General features: G+C 63.0%; 15 protein-coding genes. 13 read left to right on the plus strand and 2 right to left on the minus strand.

What is annotated here, in order from left to right; translation table 11 throughout:
- Window positions 1-58: 58 nt before the first annotated feature.
- The 11 genes from QZ648_RS24040 (at window position 59) to QZ648_RS24090 (ending at window position 10227) form a co-directional block, all read left to right on the plus strand.
- Window positions 59-208: a hypothetical protein gene (locus QZ648_RS24040; RefSeq protein ID WP_169066036.1), complete on the plus strand. Its 150-nt coding sequence runs from the start codon at window positions 59-61 to the stop codon at window positions 206-208.
- Window positions 209-238: 30 nt separating this feature from the next.
- Complete coding sequence (locus QZ648_RS24045) at window positions 239-778, plus strand: cytochrome c oxidase subunit II (RefSeq protein WP_043564523.1); 540 nt, start codon at window positions 239-241, stop codon at window positions 776-778.
- Between the two features lie 14 nt (window positions 779-792).
- A complete protein-coding gene (locus QZ648_RS24050; protein WP_169066037.1) occupies window positions 793-2487 on the plus strand; it encodes a cbb3-type cytochrome c oxidase subunit I in 1695 nt (564 codons plus the stop codon).
- A 157-nt stretch (window positions 2488-2644) separates the two neighbouring features.
- Window positions 2645-3541, plus strand: a complete 897-nt coding sequence (cyoE, locus tag QZ648_RS24055; protein WP_169066038.1) for a heme o synthase — start codon at window positions 2645-2647, stop codon at window positions 3539-3541.
- A 44-nt stretch (window positions 3542-3585) separates the two neighbouring features.
- Window positions 3586-4470, plus strand: a complete 885-nt coding sequence (locus tag QZ648_RS24060) for an SCO family protein (RefSeq protein WP_291998504.1) — start codon at window positions 3586-3588, stop codon at window positions 4468-4470.
- An 84-nt stretch (window positions 4471-4554) separates the two neighbouring features.
- Entirely contained in the window at window positions 4555-5019 is a 465-nt protein-coding gene (locus QZ648_RS24065; protein WP_169066040.1) for a tRNA (cytidine(34)-2'-O)-methyltransferase, read from the plus strand.
- Window positions 5020-5161: 142 nt separating this feature from the next.
- A complete protein-coding gene (locus tag QZ648_RS24070; RefSeq protein WP_291998505.1) occupies window positions 5162-6733 on the plus strand; it encodes a hydrogenase iron-sulfur subunit in 1572 nt (523 codons plus the stop codon).
- Window positions 6726-7223 carry a hypothetical protein gene (locus QZ648_RS24075; protein WP_169066042.1) on the plus strand — a complete coding sequence of 166 codons (498 nt, stop codon included), beginning with the start codon at window positions 6726-6728 and terminating at the stop codon, window positions 7221-7223. The genes QZ648_RS24070 and QZ648_RS24075 overlap by 8 nt, the downstream gene beginning before the upstream one ends.
- 106 nt (window positions 7224-7329) lie before the next feature.
- On the plus strand, window positions 7330-9249 hold the full coding sequence (locus tag QZ648_RS24080; RefSeq protein ID WP_291998506.1) for a 2Fe-2S iron-sulfur cluster-binding protein: 1920 nt from the start codon (window positions 7330-7332) through the stop codon (window positions 9247-9249).
- A gap of 125 nt (window positions 9250-9374) precedes the next feature.
- Window positions 9375-9722, plus strand: a complete 348-nt coding sequence (locus tag QZ648_RS24085) for a YdhR family protein (protein WP_291998507.1) — start codon at window positions 9375-9377, stop codon at window positions 9720-9722.
- A gap of 28 nt (window positions 9723-9750) precedes the next feature.
- Complete coding sequence (locus QZ648_RS24090) at window positions 9751-10227, plus strand: PaaI family thioesterase (RefSeq protein WP_291998508.1); 477 nt, start codon at window positions 9751-9753, stop codon at window positions 10225-10227.
- Window positions 10228-10391: 164 nt separating this feature from the next.
- Here the strand turns inward: QZ648_RS24090 and QZ648_RS24095 are convergent, their stop codons facing one another.
- Window positions 10392-13517 (minus strand): SUMF1/EgtB/PvdO family nonheme iron enzyme, encoded by a 3126-nt coding sequence (locus tag QZ648_RS24095; protein ID WP_291998509.1) that lies wholly within the window; start codon window positions 13515-13517, stop codon window positions 10392-10394.
- Between the two features lie 422 nt (window positions 13518-13939).
- On the opposite strand from QZ648_RS24095, the gene QZ648_RS24100 reads away from it, so the two are divergent.
- Window positions 13940-14284: a DUF559 domain-containing protein gene (locus tag QZ648_RS24100; RefSeq protein ID WP_291998517.1), complete on the plus strand. Its 345-nt coding sequence runs from the start codon at window positions 13940-13942 to the stop codon at window positions 14282-14284.
- Window positions 14285-14560: 276 nt separating this feature from the next.
- Here QZ648_RS24100 and QZ648_RS24105 read toward each other — a convergent pair whose 3' ends face one another.
- Window positions 14561-15508: a CysB family HTH-type transcriptional regulator gene (locus QZ648_RS24105; RefSeq protein ID WP_169066117.1), complete on the minus strand. Its 948-nt coding sequence runs from the start codon at window positions 15506-15508 to the stop codon at window positions 14561-14563.
- A 107-nt stretch (window positions 15509-15615) separates the two neighbouring features.
- Here QZ648_RS24105 and QZ648_RS24110 point away from each other — a divergent pair, with 107 nt between their 5' ends.
- Window positions 15616-16392, plus strand: coding sequence for a sulfite exporter TauE/SafE family protein (locus QZ648_RS24110; RefSeq protein ID WP_169066048.1), 777 nt, complete (start codon window positions 15616-15618; stop codon window positions 16390-16392).
- Window positions 16393-16394: the final 2 nt, after the last annotated feature.

A 16394-nucleotide genomic window follows, 5' to 3' on the forward strand; every position in this document is an offset into this window, starting at 1 on the left:
ACCTTATCGGCAACTTATCAAGCGCCACGAGCGCCAATCAGCGAAGGAGGATTCAACCATGGTCGACGACAAAGACGACGACATCCCGTTCATGCAGAAGCTGCTGGACAACCACTTTCTGCTCCTGTTTCTCGGTGTGGCGTCACCAGGGCTGATCTACATCCTGTGGGGCATCATCGACATCATGAACACGCCGGTCGCCAAATAAAACAGCCAGTCACCTCAGGGAGAGAGAAATATGAGTGCAATTCTGCCGCCGTCAGATCGGCTATGGTGGAAGCAACCCATCGACAAGGTCGAATGGGCGTGGATAGCGATCGCCTTCGTATGGGGGATGATCATGTTCGGGATGATGATCTACTGGCACATATACGGTAAGCAGAACCTGTCCAACGAGGCCTACAAGACCACCCCGGAACTGTTCGCCGCCAAGGCCGAGAAGTTCATCGCCGAAAACACCATCCGCACCGAGACCGACCAGGACATCCCGGTGGTGAGAGTCCCGCCGGGCGGCGACGGCTACCTGATCGCCCGCCTCTGGGCCTGGTACCCGATCCTCGAACTCGAGGAAGGTCAAACCTACAAGATCCATCTCTCGTCGATGGACTACAACCACGGTTTCTCGCTGCAACCGGTCAACATCAACATCCAGGTGATCCCCGGTTATGAGCACGTGGTGAAGATGACACCAACCAAAAAAGGCACTTATGCCATCGTTTGCAACGAATTCTGCGGCATCGGCCATTCCTGGATGCTTGGCCGTATCTACGTGAAATAAGGGGGAGTAAATAGATGGCAACCACGTACCGCACCTGTCCAATCTCGGGAATGCAGTTTGAGGACCAGGCCGAGAAACTGATGCGCTGGAACGCCGTCGCCGGCGTCCTCTGGCTGCTGGTAGGCGGCGTCACCGCGCTGTTGGTGATCCTTACCCGCTGGCCGGCGATCAAGCTGCTGCCGGCCGACCAGTTCTACCTGATTCTCACCGCCCACGGCATCGACATGCTGATTCTGTGGATCCTGTTCTTCGAAATGGCCGTTCTCTACTTTGCCTCATCGACATTGCTGCGCTGTCGACTGGCGGCACCGAAGATCGCCTGGCTCGGCTTCTGGCTGATGGTCGTTGGCGGCATCATCACCAACGTCGCGGTTTTCCAGGGTGAATCAAGTGTCATGTTCACCTCCTATGTGCCAATGCAGGCGCAGCCGCACTTCTACCTGGGCATCATCCTGGTCGCCGTCGGCGCCCTGCTCGGTACCTGCGTCTTCTTCGGCACCCTGGTCGTCGCCAAGAAGGACAAGACCTATCAGGGCTCGCTGCCGCTGGTGACTTTCGGCGCCCTGACCGCGGCGATCATCGCCACCTTCACCATCCTGTCCGGTGCCGGCATCCTGATCCCGACCTTCTTCTGGTCGATGGGCTGGATCAAGGAAATCGACGCCCAGTTGTACCGCATGATCTGGTGGGGCCTGGGACACTCGTCGCAGCAAATCAACGTTGCCGCGCATGTCTCGGTCTGGTATCTGACTGCCGCCGTGCTCTTCAACGCCAAGCCGCTGTCCGAGAAAGTCTCGCGTTTTGCCTTCCTGCTCTACATCCTCTTCCTGCAACTGGCCAGCGCGCACCACCTGCTGTCCGACCCGGGCATGAGCGCCGAGTGGAAAGTGCTCAACACCTCGTACTTCATGTACTTCGCGGTGATGGCCTCGATGATCCACGGCTTCACGGTCCCTGGCGCAATCGAAGCGGCGCAACGGCGCAGAGGTTTCACCAACGGCATGTTCGAATGGCTGCGCAAGGCACCCTGGGGCAACCCGGTGTTCTCGGGCATGTTCATCTCGCTGGTCAGCTTCGGCTTCCTCGGCGGCATCTCTGGTGTCGTCCTCGGTACCGAGCAGATCAACATGCTGATGCACAACACCTTCTACGTTCCCGGCCACTTCCACACCACGGTTGTCAGCGGCACGACGCTGGCCTTCATGTCGATCACCTTCCTGCTGGTTCCGGTGCTCTTCCGGCGCGAACTGATCCTGCCGAAGCTGTGCCAGATCCAGCCCTACCTGTACGGCATCAGCATGGGCATTCTCGGCCTGGTGATGATGGGCGCCGGTACGCTGGGCGTTTCCCGCCGGCACTGGGACATGGCCTTCTCCGGCGCACCGTTCCAGTATGAATGGCCGGGTGCTGCCTACCTGATGATGGGCCTGACCGGTATCTTCGGGGTCATCGCCGTCATCGGTGGTGGCCTGTGGATCCTGCTCATCGTCGGCTCGCTGCTGTTCGGCAAGAAGCTCGACGGCGGCAAGGTCTCCGACAAGCCGACCCCGATCCCGGGCAACACGCAAGCGGCCTCGGCCGTCGCGCACGGCAGCGACCACATACCGGTCCCTGGGACCGTCGTCCTGGCCTTGCTGCTCTTCGTGTCCTTCGTGCTCTACTACTTCGTCAACTGGAAGTACCTGTCCGAAGTCTGGCTGCTCAGCTGATCGAGCGCTCCCCCACGCCCCTGGCGTGGGGGCCTGCCTCAATCGGGCCCGGGACAATGCTCCAGGCTCGATTCAAGCAGGTCTGACCCTTCGCCCCCGGGGCGATTTCGCGCCAACTCCTGCCTCTTCTTTTCCCTTCGCTGCGCCACCGAGACTCATGCACTCCACGCTCCCACCGAACAGCACTTCCGGCTTTCCTTTCCGTGCCATTCTGGGCCTTTTCAAGTTGCGTATCGGCGTGGTCATCACTTTTACCGCCCTCGCCGGCCTGGCCGTCGGCGCCGGCCCCAGCCTGAGCCCCTTGCAACTGCTGGTGTTGACCCTCTCGGTACTCGTCTCCTCGGCCAGCGCCGGTGCCTTCAACCAGTATTACGAACACGACAGCGATCACCTGATGGCGCGCACCAGCAAGCGCCCCTTCGTCACCGGCGAACTGCGCCATGGTCCCATCTGGCTGCTGCTGATTGCTGCCTTGATGGTGCTTTCGGTCGGCGCCGCCTGGATCGCGCTCAATGCCTGGTCAGCGCTCTTCGTCTTCCTCGGCGCCTTCTTCTACGCCATCGTCTATACCGTCTGGCTCAAGCGCCGCACCTGGCTGAACATCGTTTTCGGCGGCCTGGCCGGGAGCTGGGCAGTCCTCGCCGGGGCGACGGCGGCCGACCCGCAACTCGGCGCCGTGCCTCTGGCGCTGGCGCTGGTACTCTTCCTGTGGACGCCACCGCACTTCTGGAGTCTGGCCATCGCGTTCCGTGACGACTACGCCGCCGCCGGCGTGCCGATGCTGCCAGTGGTGGTTGGTGAGCAGCGGGCGGCGAAAACGATTTTCTTCAGCACCCTGGCGCTGGTCGCCGCCTCCTTCATTCCACTGGCTTTCGGACTCGGTGCGATCTACTTCGTCGGCGCCGCCAGCGGTGGCTTCCTGTTCATCCACAAAGCCTGGCTGCTGACTCGCGACACCCACCGCAAATCGGCGATGGCCTGCTTTCACGCTTCATTGATCCAGTTGACACTGGTGCTGCTGGCCGCCATCGTGGACAGTCAATTTGCGTCCTGACCCTGGGACGCCCTGACCTTCTGATCCACCACTGGCATGTTTCGATGATTGGTCCCTGTTTTCGCGCCCTCCTGGCGTCGCTTCTCTTTCTGGCAGCCTCCCCTCTCGTCGCCGATGAAGCCGCGGTCGAACAGCCCAAGCTCACGGCTCGGCCGCAGGGGCTGCTGCGCGGCGACCTGACACTGACCGCGCTCGACGAAAAAGCCGCTTACACCTTCTCGCAGGCCGCCATTGGCAGGCCGCTGGGGGACTTCGTGCTGCTCGACCGCAACGGAAAGCCGGTCGAACTGTCCCGTTATCTGGGCAAGCCGCTACTGGTCAACTTCATTTACACCGCCTGTTTCCAGGTCTGCCCGACGACCACCCGCAACCTGCAGAAAGCGCTCGAGAACACGGTCAGCGTCATGGGTGCCGATCGCTTCAACGTCGTCAGCATCGGCTTCAACCAGCCTTTCGACTCGCCAGCTGCCTTGCGGGATTTTTCCCGGCAGTACGGCATCGACCTCCCCAACTGGAATTTTCTCAGCCCGGCGACGGCAATCGTCGATGACTTGACGGCTCATTTCGGCTTTCGCTTCATCGCCACCTCGGCCGGCTTCGACCACCTCAACCAGGTGACGATGGTGGATGCAGAAGGCAGGATCGTGCGCCAGGTCTATGGCGAGAAGTTCACCGCCGAAGACATCGCCGAACCGCTCAAGCTGCTGATCACCGGCTCCGCCATCCCGCCCGAGACGGGCACCCTGCGGGAGATCATGGAGCGTATCCGCATCATCTGCTCGGTCTACGACCCGCAGACCGGGCGCTATCGTACCGACTACTCGCTGTATTTCATGTTCGCCGGCTTCCTGACTTTCGTCTTCTTCATGATCTACCTGTCGATCAACTTCTGGAGAAATCGGCGCCGCGACGAGCCCAAGGCGCCCTGATCGGCGAGCGCCAGCGCCGGTCCCCCACTTTTGAACTGCAAAAGCCACTCGCGGGCCAGGCAAGCCGAGCCACCGGAGCAGCCATTGAGCGCCGTCGTCCTCTTTCGACCCGAAATCCCGCCGAACACCGGCAACGTCATTCGCCTGTGTGCCAACACCGGCTGCGAACTGCACCTCGTCGAACCGCTCGGCTTCCGCTGGGAAGACCGCTCGCTGAAGCGTGCCGGCCTCGACTATCACGAGTTTGCTCGCGTTTTTCGGCACGCCGACTGGGACGCCTGCAAGCAGGCCCTGAGCGGGCGGCGCCGCTTCGCGCTCAGCACGCGCGGCGGACGACGTTTCGACGATCCGGACTTCGCTGCCGACGACGTCTTCGTCTTCGGCCAGGAGACCAGCGGCCTACCGGCCGAGGTGATGGCCGAATTCGCCGCCGAGCAGCGCCTGCGCCTGCCGATGCGGCCCGGACAACGCAGCCTCAACCTCTCGAATGCGGTCGCGGTGATGGTCTTCGAAGCCTGGCGGCAACAGGGTTTTGCCGACGGCGTCTAAGCCAGCTTCCGTGGTCTTGTGACATGTCGCAACCGTCATGGCATGTTTTGTATTTGACTCGGGTCAAGTCGCCTCCAGCCCGCAGTCTATATAATCAGCGGCTAATGATTATTCTCAACCACGCTTCAGAGGCCTCCGGCACGTGAGCTTCCACGCCGCATTGCGCAACGGCACAAAGAGCGTTTTTCTGCGTGTTGAAGAAGCCTTCGATTCCCCGTTCGGTGGCCAGGACAACCCCCTGCGCCATCTCGGCGCGATGGGTCTCTATCTGCTGTGGATCGTCGTCGGCAGCGGTCTTTATCTCTACACCGTTCTCGATACCGGCATCGACGCCGTCTATCACTCCATCGGCTATCTCTCCAACGAGCAGTGGTACCTCGGCGGCGTCCTGCGCAGCCTGCATCGCTACGCCTCGGACGGCTTCATGCTGGTGATGATGCTGCATCTGCTTCGCGAATGGTCCTACGGCCGCTATTACGGCTTCCGCCTTTACTCGTGGATGACCGGCATCCCGCTGATCTGGCTGGCCTATATTGCCGGAATCGGCGGCTACTGGATCGTCTGGGATGAACTCGCGCAATTGTCGGCGACCGCGACCACCGAACTGCTCGACTGGCTACCGATCTTCAGCGAGCCATCGGCGCGCAACTTCATGTCGCCGAGCGCGATCAGCGACCGCTTCTTCACGGTCCTGATTTTCATCCATCTCGGCGTGCCGCTGCTACTGATCCTCGGCCTGTGGGCACACGTCCATCGCGTCGCTCATGTCGATTACCTGCCGACGCGTCGCGTGATGCTGGCTACCGCCGCCGCCCTGACCCTGCTCGCCCTGTTCCGACCCGCGCTGAGCAACCCGCCCGCCGATCTGGCCAGCGTTCCCGGTGAACTGGCTTTCGACTGGTTCATCCTGTTCATTCATCCGCTCACCGACCTGACCTCGCCAGCCATCGTCTGGTCGCTGCTCTTCGGCCTGACGGCACTACTCTTCGCCCTGCCCCTGCTGCCGCACCCCAAGGCGCAGCCGATCGCCGTCGTCGACCCGGCCAACTGCACCGGCTGCGACCGCTGTCATGTCGACTGCCCCTATGCGGCGATCTCGATGGCGCCGCACCCGGGCCGACCCGGCTACCAGCTGGCGATCGTCGACGCCGACCTCTGCGCCAGTTGTGGCATCTGTGCCGGCTCCTGCCCGTCATCAACCCCTTTCCGCCGTCGCGAGACGCTGATCACCGGCATCGACATGCCACAACTGCCGGTCAACGCCCTGCGCCAGCAACTCGAGCAGGCGCTGGCGCAACTCGCCGGCCGCACCCGCATCGTCGTCTTCTCCTGCGCGCGCGGTGCCCAGGGCAGCCCGCTGGCCGGCGCCGACACCGCGGTGATTGAGCTGATCTGCACCGGCATGCTGCCGCCGGCTTTCGTCGAATATGCGCTGCGCGGTGGTGCCGACGGCGTCGTGGTTGCCGCCTGTCGCGGCGGCGGCTGCGATTTCCGCCTCGGCGAACGCTGGACCAGCGAGCGCCTGCTCGGCGATCGTGAACCGCACCTGCGCCCCAGCGTACCCCCCTCGCGACTGCAACTACTGCTCGGCTCGGCGCACGACAGCGGCGCACTGGTCGCTGCGGTGGCCGAACTCAGAACCCGGATCGAAACCCTCGGGGTTGCGACCGACCGCCTTCCACCCTACCTGCGGAGTGCTTCACATCATGCTTAAACCCGCCGCCATCGTCGGCCAGGTGATCCTCTACGGCGCTTTTGCCGCTTTCATCGGCTATTTCGCCACCTCGCCGACCTACCACCAGATTCCCGAAGACGTCGCGCTGATCAAGCTCTCGATCAGCCACCTCGGCGACCGCGAGTGTCGCAAGCGGACACCCGAAGAGCTGGCCAAGATGCCACCGAACATGCGCGCACCGATGGACTGCCCGCGCGAGCGCTCCGACATCAATCTCGAAGTAGACCTCGACGGCGAGCCGGTTTTTCGTACAGTGCTGCACCCCACCGGCCTCTACAAGGACGGCGTGTCGACCGTCTACAAGCGCTTCGAAGTCAAGGCAGGCACGCACCAGCTGGCAGTCCGGATGAACGACAACCTGGTCGTCCCCGGCTTCAACTTCGTCCAGGATGAAGAGATCACCCTTGCCCCACGGCAGGTAATGGTCGTCGACTTCAACCCGGATCAAGGTGGCTTGTACTTCAAGTGATCACCGCCACTGCGCATAACTCCAGACGCTGCCGCCGACACAGGTCCCGGCCAACAGGTACGCACGCGAGTTCCACATCAAACAATTTCCCGAGCTGACATCAAAAATGGTCAAAATCATTCAACAAGTCATCCGCTGGCTGTTCATGCGCATCGAGAATGTGTTCAACGTCGCCTTCGGCGACAAGATGAACCCCTTCTACCACCTCGGCACGATCAGCTTCTGGCAATTCTGGTTGCTGCTCATCTCCGGCCTCTACCTCTACATCTTCGCCGACACCGGCGTCCATGACGCCTTCGAGTCGGTCGAGAGCATCACCCATGACCAGTGGTGGCTGGGCGGCATCCTGCGCAGCGTGCACCGCTACGCCACCGACGGCATGATCCTGACCATGCTGCTACACATGCTGCGGCACTTCGCCTACGATCGCTATCGCGGCTTCCGCTCGTTTTCCTGGCTCACCGGCGTCGTCCTGCTGTGGCTGATCTACATCGCCGGCGTCAATGGCTTCATGCTCGTCTGGGACAAGCTCGCGCAGTTCGTGGTCATCGCCACTGCCGAGTGGTTCGACATCCTGCCCATGTTCAACGGCACCCTGATCCGCAATTTCCTGTTCCTTGAAAACGTCAATAGCCGCCTGTTCACCCTGCTCGCTTTCCTGCACATCGGCATCCCGCTGATCATCGGCATCGTGATGTGGGTGCACGTGCAGCGCATCCCGCGCGCGCACATCAATCCGCCGCGCCCGATCGCCATCGCCGTGACCCTGATGTTCCTGGCGCTGTCGCTGGTCAAGCCGATCCTCAGCCAGGGTGGCGAAGCCGATATGGCGGTAGTCCCGACCGGCATTGCCTTCGACTGGTTCGAGTTGCCGGTGCTGGCGCTGGTCTACGTCACCAACCCCCTGCACCTCTGGTTCTGGGTCATCGGCCTCACCGTCCTGCTGATCCTCGTGCCCTGGCTGCCGCCAAAACGACTCGGCTCGGCCAAGGCATTGACCTCGATCACCTTCCAGCCCGATCACAGATCGGTCAGCGCCCGCTTTGGCGAAACCCTGCTCGACGCCGGCCTGCGCCAGGACATCAACCTGCCCTACGAATGCCGTAACGGCGGCTGTGGGGTCTGCAAATGCACCGTCCTGCAAGGCAAGGTCGACCCCGGCCTGTACCAGCCGAGCGCGCTGTCCGACGCCGAACTGGCGCAGGGCAAAGTGCTCTCCTGCTGCGCCACCGCCCTCGAAGACGTGATCGTCGAGTACCAGGCCAGTGCTGCCAGCAGCCGCATCCCGGAGTACACCGCCCGCGTCGTCAAAATGGAGAAGCTCACCCATGACGTCATGCGCGTCCTGCTCAAGTTGCCGCAAGGCCAGCAGATCAAGTTCAAGGCCGGCCAGTACGTAAACATCATCCTCGACGACGGCCAGCGACGCGCCTTCTCCTTCGCCAACCCGCCGCACGAACCCGAGTTCGTCGAACTGCAAATCCGTCTGATGACTGGCGGCAAATTCACGACGCACGTTTTCGAAGCCATGCAGGAAGGTGACGAGATCCGCTTCGAAGGCCCGATCGGCGACTTCAGCCTGCGCGAATCCGAGCGCCCGATCGTCTTCGTCGCCGGCGCCACCGGCTTCGCCCCGGTCAAGAGCATGGTCGAAGACGCTTTCAAGCGCGGTCTCAAGCGCCAAATCCATCTCTACTGGGGCGTCAAGACTCTGAAAGATCTCTACCTGCCCGAACTGCCGACGCGCTGGGCGCAGGAACACGACAACTTCCACTTCATCCCCGTGCTCTCCGAGCCCGAGTCCGAAGCCACCTGGAGCGGCCGCACCGGCCTGGTCCACGAAGCCATCCTCGAAGACTTCCCCGAACTCAAGGAACACGAAATCTACGCCTGCGGCTCGGTGCGCATGGTCGAAGCCATCTTCCCCTTCCTCAAGCAGCACGGTGCGGAAGACGGCGCGTGCTTCTCCGATGCCTTCAGCGTCTCGGCCAGGTCGATGGCTTTCCAGCCCAGGCAGGGGTCGTAGCCTGGGCCTGGAGTAAGACGCTTCCAAGCCCCTCGCCCCTCGTCGGAGAGGGCTTGGGGAGAGGGGCAGCAGCCAGTCGACCACCCCCCCGCCACCCAGGATCACCACCACGCCAGGAGAAGCCCATGATCACCGTCATCGTCGAATTCAAGCTCCCCCACACTCTGTCCAGAGAACAGGCCCAGGCCACTTTCCGGAGCACGGCGCCAAAATACCAGGGCATGCCCGGCCTGATTCGCAAGTACTACTTTCTTTCCGAAGACGGCAAGCGCGCCGGCGGCATCTATCTCTGGAACATGCGTGCCGACGCCGATCGGGTCTACACGCAAGAATGGAAAGCCTTCGTCCGCGGCAAATACGGCAGCGAGCCGTCGCTGACCTTCCTCGAATGCCCGCTGGTCGTCGACAACCTCACGCAGGAAATCATTGCCGACCAGGCAGTTCAAAGCGAGATATCGCCCGCCACTCGGTAACGCCCACGACTACAGAAAGGAAGCAAAAATGCCCGACAAAGCTTTTCAGGATTTTTATCCGGAGGATTTCAGTCATTGCTACGGATGCGGCAAAAGCAATGAACACGGCCATCATTTGAAAAGCCATTGGGATGGCGAGACGACCGTTGCCCGCTTTACGCCGCAGCCCTATTACACCGGCGGCGTCCCCGGCAATGTCTACGGCGGGCTGATTGCCTCCCTGCTTGATTGCCACGGAGCCGCATCGGCGGCGGCCGCCGCGTGCAAGGCAGAAGGTCGCGAAATGGGCGGCGCGCCGCCGATGCGCTTTGTCACCGCCTCGCTCAAGGTCGACTATCTCCGCCCGACGCCGATAGACGCCGAACTGGAAGTCCGCGGCGAAATCGTCGAAGTCAAAGCGCGCAAAGTCACCGTCAATCTGTCCTTGACTGCCCATGGCGAGGTTTGCGCGCGCGGGCACATGATCGCCGTGCGACTGCCTGATGCGGCAGCGAAAAGGCAGTAGGCAGGCCGCGACGACGGCGTAGCCAAAACCTTGGCCGGCTTAAAGGGAAGCCCTGAACCGTGCAGGCTGCCAGCGAAAAGCGCCGAAGCGGGGGAAGTCTCCCCCGCACCCCCTCCAGAGTCAGCGCACCCGAGCTCCAGAGTCCAGAGGAACAGAGGACAGGGCTACTCAACAGGGGAAGAACGCAACACCACCCGGAAACCGATGAGGGAGTCACGGGAGCGGGGATCGGACCTGAGGCGATAGGCGCAGCGCGCGTAGCCACGAAAGAAGGGCCACGAGGCGCCGCGAACGACCCTTGGAACGTCGTCAGCCGCGCGCAGATCCTCGCGGCGACCGTCAGGTTGATAGGGATACGGCCTGAAAAGGCTGCGCGTCCATTCAAACGCGTTGCCAATCATGTCGTACAGGCCGAAATCGTTGGCCGGAAAACAACCGACCGCAGACGTGTCGCCAATCCCCGAGTCAGCATAGTTGGCCCGAGCCGGGTCAACGTCATTGCCCCATGAGAAGACCGCATCCAGCAAGCCGCCACGGGCGGCTTTCTCCCACTCCAGCTCGCTGGGCAGTGCGACCCGCCACTGGCGCTGGCGCACGAGCCTGCCCGGGTCACTGTCCGCGAACAGCGGCGAAGCGGCAAGCTGTTCGTTCAGCCACTCACAGTAGGCGATGGCCTCATGCCAGCTCACCCGCAGCACCGGTCGGCTGTCCGGGTCTCGCAACGAGTCAGCATCGCCGATCTCGTAGTGCGCCGCCTCGACGAAGGCGCGGAACTGCGCGACGGTGACCGGATAGCGCGCGATAAGGAACTCCGGCGTTGGCGTCGGCTTGTCATTGATTTCGTCATGATCCACGCTGCCACCGACGATTTCCCCAACTCGCCGCGCATCCGCCTTGCGCGTCCCGATCCGGAACTCGGGGTCAGCCGCAATGCGTACAAAACCGAGCATCTCGTCGGCCGGCAGCCAGAAGCGCTCTTGGTCAAACCGCGGGTCGCCCAGCGCCGAGAGCACATCGCCCGCACGCGCACGAACAACCGGCATGGCAGCTCGCAGCGTCGACTCGTCTGCCAACAGTTCAACGATCCTCCGCGCGCAACCGCCGCGGGTCGCTTCGCCGCATTCGCGCCATTCCAGCGCCGCCGTGCCCGCCAGTTCGGCTGCCGAGAACTGCGCGTTCGGCTCGCCACCGACCCTGGCCAGCGCTCCGAGAAAATCGCGCGCCGACTTGGCGGCATTGCTCGCCCGGTAGCCAGCCAGCAATAGAATCGGCTCGCGCCACCACGGATCGTCGAGGCGGTCGCCGAGCACGGCAAGGATCGCGTCACGGCCCTCGTCGCCGGTGACTTCGCGCAGGTAGCGCGCCACCAGGAATTCCTGAAAGGCCAGATGAATGAAGCGATAGGCGCCCTGTCGCTCCTCCAGCACGCTGCCGCGCTGACGGGCGTGGCTGAGGAAGCGGTCAATTTGCGGCCGAAATTCGGCCTCCTCACGCAAGACCTTCTGCAAGGCCCGCTCACCGATCTCGCGCCCCTGGTCACGCCCCTGCTGGTGCATGTGAAAAGCGAGATGCTGCGCCATGTCGCGAAACGCCTTCCAGTCGCTGGCCAACTCGCGGATGTCGGCCTGCTCGCGTCCGTAGTCGACTTGCAGCAAGGCGCTGATCGCCTTGTCGAAGAGCTCGGCGCGCCCGTCAGGAAGCGTGCGGTTGTTCACCTGCACGATCAGCAACAGGCGCACCATCAGCGGACTATCGACCAGCACCTGCGCATCGTCGCCGAGGCGCGTACGGCGGTCGTCCTCGAGCCGCCGAATGCCACCCAGGAGTTCCTGCACCCGCTCGCTGCGCAAATCGGCGTCCTGCGGGTGGATACAGGCGTACGCCTGGCGCACCATCGGTACGACGTGTTGCTCGAAATCGAGCGGCTGCACGGCAATCTCACGGAACCTCACGCCCAGCGCAGTACCGCCGCTGCGGTAGGCGATGGTGCGACAGGTGACAACGACGCGCATGCGCTCCTGGCCACTGACCAATTCCTCGACCGACGCACGCACTTCGGCGCGCTCTTCTTCATTGGCGACCTCATCGAGCCCGTCGAGCAACAGGATCACCGGCCGCCCGTCCCTGAGGAGTTGTACGAAGAAATCGTCGGGCAGATCGACGTCGGCCTGCTTCCCGATCAGGTGATAGGAGATGAAGTGTGTCAGCGTCCTCTCGCGTGCCGGTGCGTTGGCCGGCAGCTCGCGACGGAAGCGGGCGAACGACGCGAGCGGCACAAAGATCGGCAAGGGCAGTTCGCTGGTAGCGACCACCGCCAAACCGAGGCGCGACTGCGCCGGCTCCGCCTGCCCGGTGAGCAGTGAAGACGCCAGCGCCCACGCCATGTGCAGCAGTACTGTCGTCTTGCCCGACCCTGGCCCGCCGATGATCACCAGGCGATTACCGAGACCGAGCACCTGGTTGAGGTCAATATCGCTGTCGCGCTCGCGCTCATCGGGTTCTGTTTTCTCGCCAGCGTCACCGCGGCTGCGGGGGCGAGGGAGAGACTGCGCTGCCATCTTGTCCTGCGCGTCACCGGGCCGCGGGATCGGTCGGGCACGCAGCGGCACATAGGCCGCCTCCAGCGGCAGGGACACCACCAGCGCGCCCCCCGCACGTTCGATGCCGCGCAGCTCGATGGACTCGGTATGGCTGCGCAGCCAGCGCAGATAGCCGTCGACCGGGTAGGCCCTGCCGGCCGTCGGGCCAGCGTCGACCTTGGGTGACTTTTGCGACTGCTCAGGCTGGTGCGACGCGACTCGGATCGAGCCGCTTGCAAGCAGCTTATCCAATTGTTGATTGAACTCATGCTTCAGCTGGTCGGTGTTCGTGTAACGCGTTGGGAAGTGCTCCACGACCTTCAGCTTGTCCTCGAACGCCCACAGGCTTGCCATATCAGCCCGGTTGACACTGGCAGAGCTGATCTGCACGTCCTTGAAATAGGTGAAGATCAAGGGCCTGCCGGTGGCCTTGAATTGCGCGTGGGCGGTCTCGAATTCTTCGTCGGTGTAGCGACCAGCCTTGCTCCCGACCAACGTTACAAAAAGGTCGCATTCGCGAATCGCCTGGTTGTACTCGTCCTGCAACCGGGTCTTCGACATGGCATTGAGGAAGTCTTCCCAGAGCACCACCTCGATGACGACACCCCGCGGACGTAAAGCCTTGTTCTTGCGGCTGATGCAGAGCTCAAACTCCTTCCGCTCCTCGCAGAATTCGGAGGACGAGGCAAGGAAGAGCTTCGTGGTGATCATCGTGACGGTTTCCAGAAGGCGTGTCGCCGAACAGTATAGCCAAGCGTCCGCGAGAAACAGCGGCAACGCCGCCCGCCCACCCGGCGCTGCCGCTTTTGCCGTCTGGAAAGCACTCCCTTACCAAGCACGCTAAATCGCTGCGTCGTGAATCAAGGACAACGGCCATGGATCGCCACACACCCGCAAGCACGGCCAAACTGATTACCAGGATAATCGCCACAAGCTGCACCCCGGCACCCCGGACGCACGACACGGTGAGCACAGCCACGCGGCCCCGCCAACACGCGAGCAGCATGTTCGCCACAGCAAACCGACCACGCCGAAAGCAGCACTAGCCCCTCGCCCCTCGTGGGAGAGGGGTTGGGGAGAGGGGGAGAAAACCAATGCCCAAGCACGACTTCGTCAAATCCCTACGCCAGAACATGACCGACGCCGAGAATCTCCTCTGGCGCCACCTGCGAGCGCATCGCCTGGGCGGCGTGAAATTCAGGCGCCAGCAGGCGATTGGCCCGTACGTCGTCGATTTCGTGCATTTCGGTGCTCGTGTCGTCGTTGAAGCGGACGGTGGACAGCACAACGAATCGCTGCCCGACGAGACACGCGATGCCTGGTTGACGGCTCAGGGATTCCGAATAATGCGCTTCTGGAACAACGACATACTGACTGACACCGCGGCGGTTCTGGAGGCGGTGATGGCGGAAGTTGAACGTGCTTCCCCCTCTCCCCCAGCCCCTCCCCCGCAAGGGGGGAGGGCAGCAGGCAGGTAGCGAGCGACGGCGGGCGCGATGGCCTGGCCGCGCCCTGGTTTGACTATCTGCCCGACGCTGCCGGGGACCCGTTCGCGAGTGCTGTAGTCGAGGCTGGCCAGCCATTCGTCGGGAACGAAGCCGATGATCAGGTCGCGCACCAGCTCCGGAGTGGAGAAGAGAAACTTGTAGCCGCTGTCGTGATCCTTGCGCATCGGCGGATGGCAGCAAGCCAGGACCGGTCGGAAACATCGACCAGAAGTGCCACGGCGAATCGTCGCCTTGAGCGGCTGATGCTCAAAGCTGATACTCCTCCCCCGGCCGCGCACCGGCAATGGCCATATCGACCGCTTTTCGCGTCAGCTGCGGCGCGAAAAGCTCAATGAAGTCGTACTCGAAGCGACGGATGTGATTGCCACGCCGCAAGCCGATGCGCGTGGTGTTCGAGCCAAAGAGATGTTCGGCAGGCAGCGCCTGCAGGCCGGCGTCGCGGGTGGCATCGAAAGCCATGCTGGCGATGATGCCGAGGCCGAGGCCGAGGCTGACGTAGGTCTTGATGACGTCGGCGTCGATGGCGGTGAGCACGACGTTGGGGGTCAACCGGGCGAGTTCGAAAGCCTTGTTGATGCGCGAGCGACCGGCGAAGGCCGAGTCGTAGGTGATCAGTGGCCAGCGCGCCAGGGCAGTCAGGGACAGGGGCTTCTCGCCGAGGATGGCATGCCCGTCGGGAGCGATCACGCAGTGCACCCATTGGTAGCACGGGAGCATCAGGAGCTGCGGGTACTGGTCGAGCGCTTCGGTGGCGATGGCAATGTCGGCCTCGCCTTTCAGCGCCCATTCGGCGATCTGCGTCGGATGCCCCTGGCGCAGCGACAGCCGCACCCGCGGATGGCGGTCGACGAAGCTCTTGACGACGCCGGGCAGCGCGTAGCGTGCCTGCGTGTGCGTCGTGGCGATGACCAGGCTGCCGGAGTCGCCACCGGCGTACTCCTCGCCGACGCGACGGATGTTCTCCGCGTCGCGCAGGATTCGTTCGGCGATTTCGAGCACCGCCCGGCCCGGCTCGGTGACCGCTGTCAGGCGCTTGCCACTGCGCTCGAAAACGATCACCCCCAGTTCGTCTTCGAGCAGCTTGATCTGTTTCGAGATTCCCGGTTGCGAGGTGTACAGCGCTGCCGCGGCTTCCGAAACGTTGAGGCCGCGCTGCGCCACTTCGACGAGATAACGCAGTTGCTGGAGCTTCATCGCCACCCTTAATCACCGTTGGTTATAACAATCTAACTGAATAGTCTTTTTCGATCAAACTCTGTGCTGCTACCATGCGCGCTCATTTTCGCTAGAGCGGATCCTTGATGGACTGGATGTTCACCTTGTCGGGCTTTGTCGTTGGCGCCATCGTCGGGCTCACCGGCGTTGGTGGCGGCTCGCTGATGACCCCACTTCTGGTGCTGGTCTTCGGCATCCACCCGGCAACGGCCGTCGGTACCGATCTCCTGTATGCGGCAATCACCAAGGCTGGCGGCACTTTCGTGCATGCCAAGAAGGACCATGTCGACTGGCGCATCACCCGTCTGCTGGCGACGGGCAGTATTCCCGCCGCGCTGCTGACCATCTGGGCGCTGTCCTTCCTGCCCAAGCAGAGCGACGAGGTTTCGCACGTGATCTCGGTCTCGCTGGGCATCGCCCTGCTGCTCACCGCCGGGGCGATCATTTTCCGCCACAAGCTGCAGAACCACGCGCTGGCCCACGCTGATGACAGCGCCCATACGCAGCTGCGAGCACCGATCACCATTGCCGTCGGCGCACTGCTCGGCGTCCTGGTCACCGTTTCATCGGTCGGCGCCGGGGCGCTCGGCGTCGCCGTGCTGTTCTACCTTTACCCGCGGCTGCCGACACTGCGCATCATCGGCAGCGACCTCGCGCACGCTGTGCCGCTGACCCTGGTCGCCGGCCTCGGGCACTGGCTGCTTGGCAGTATCGACTGGTCGCTGCTTGGCAGCCTGCTGCTCGGCTCGCTGCCCGGAATCTGGCTCGGCAGCCACGCCTCGGCGAAAATCCCGGACCGTATTCTTCGCCCCATCCTGGCCTGCATGCTGCTCGTCATCGGCGGCAAGCTGATCGCCCAGTAGAT

Origin of the sequence: Candidatus Accumulibacter sp. ACC012, from assembly GCF_907163155.1 — a bacterium.
Lineage (GTDB): Bacteria > Pseudomonadota > Gammaproteobacteria > Burkholderiales > Rhodocyclaceae > Accumulibacter > Accumulibacter delftensis.

Coding starts and splice junctions, on each gene's coding strand:
- QZ648_RS24105 (WP_169066117.1), bottom strand. CDS start 15,508: ATGAAGCTCCAGCAACTGCGTTATCTCGTCGAAGTGGCGCAGCGCGGC.
- QZ648_RS24080 (WP_291998506.1), top strand. CDS start 7,330: ATGGTCAAAATCATTCAACAAGTCATCCGCTGGCTGTTCATGCGCATC.
- QZ648_RS24100 (WP_291998517.1), top strand. CDS start 13,940: ATGACCGACGCCGAGAATCTCCTCTGGCGCCACCTGCGAGCGCATCGC.
- QZ648_RS24110 (WP_169066048.1), top strand. CDS start 15,616: ATGGACTGGATGTTCACCTTGTCGGGCTTTGTCGTTGGCGCCATCGTC.
- QZ648_RS24075 (WP_169066042.1), top strand. CDS start 6,726: ATGCTTAAACCCGCCGCCATCGTCGGCCAGGTGATCCTCTACGGCGCT.
- QZ648_RS24050 (WP_169066037.1), top strand. CDS start 793: ATGGCAACCACGTACCGCACCTGTCCAATCTCGGGAATGCAGTTTGAG.
- QZ648_RS24085 (WP_291998507.1), top strand. CDS start 9,375: ATGATCACCGTCATCGTCGAATTCAAGCTCCCCCACACTCTGTCCAGA.
- QZ648_RS24060 (WP_291998504.1), top strand. CDS start 3,586: ATGATTGGTCCCTGTTTTCGCGCCCTCCTGGCGTCGCTTCTCTTTCTG.
- QZ648_RS24040 (WP_169066036.1), top strand. CDS start 59: ATGGTCGACGACAAAGACGACGACATCCCGTTCATGCAGAAGCTGCTG.
- QZ648_RS24095 (WP_291998509.1), bottom strand. CDS start 13,517: ATGATCACCACGAAGCTCTTCCTTGCCTCGTCCTCCGAATTCTGCGAG.
- cyoE (WP_169066038.1), top strand. CDS start 2,645: ATGCACTCCACGCTCCCACCGAACAGCACTTCCGGCTTTCCTTTCCGT.
- QZ648_RS24045 (WP_043564523.1), top strand. CDS start 239: ATGAGTGCAATTCTGCCGCCGTCAGATCGGCTATGGTGGAAGCAACCC.
- QZ648_RS24090 (WP_291998508.1), top strand. CDS start 9,751: ATGCCCGACAAAGCTTTTCAGGATTTTTATCCGGAGGATTTCAGTCAT.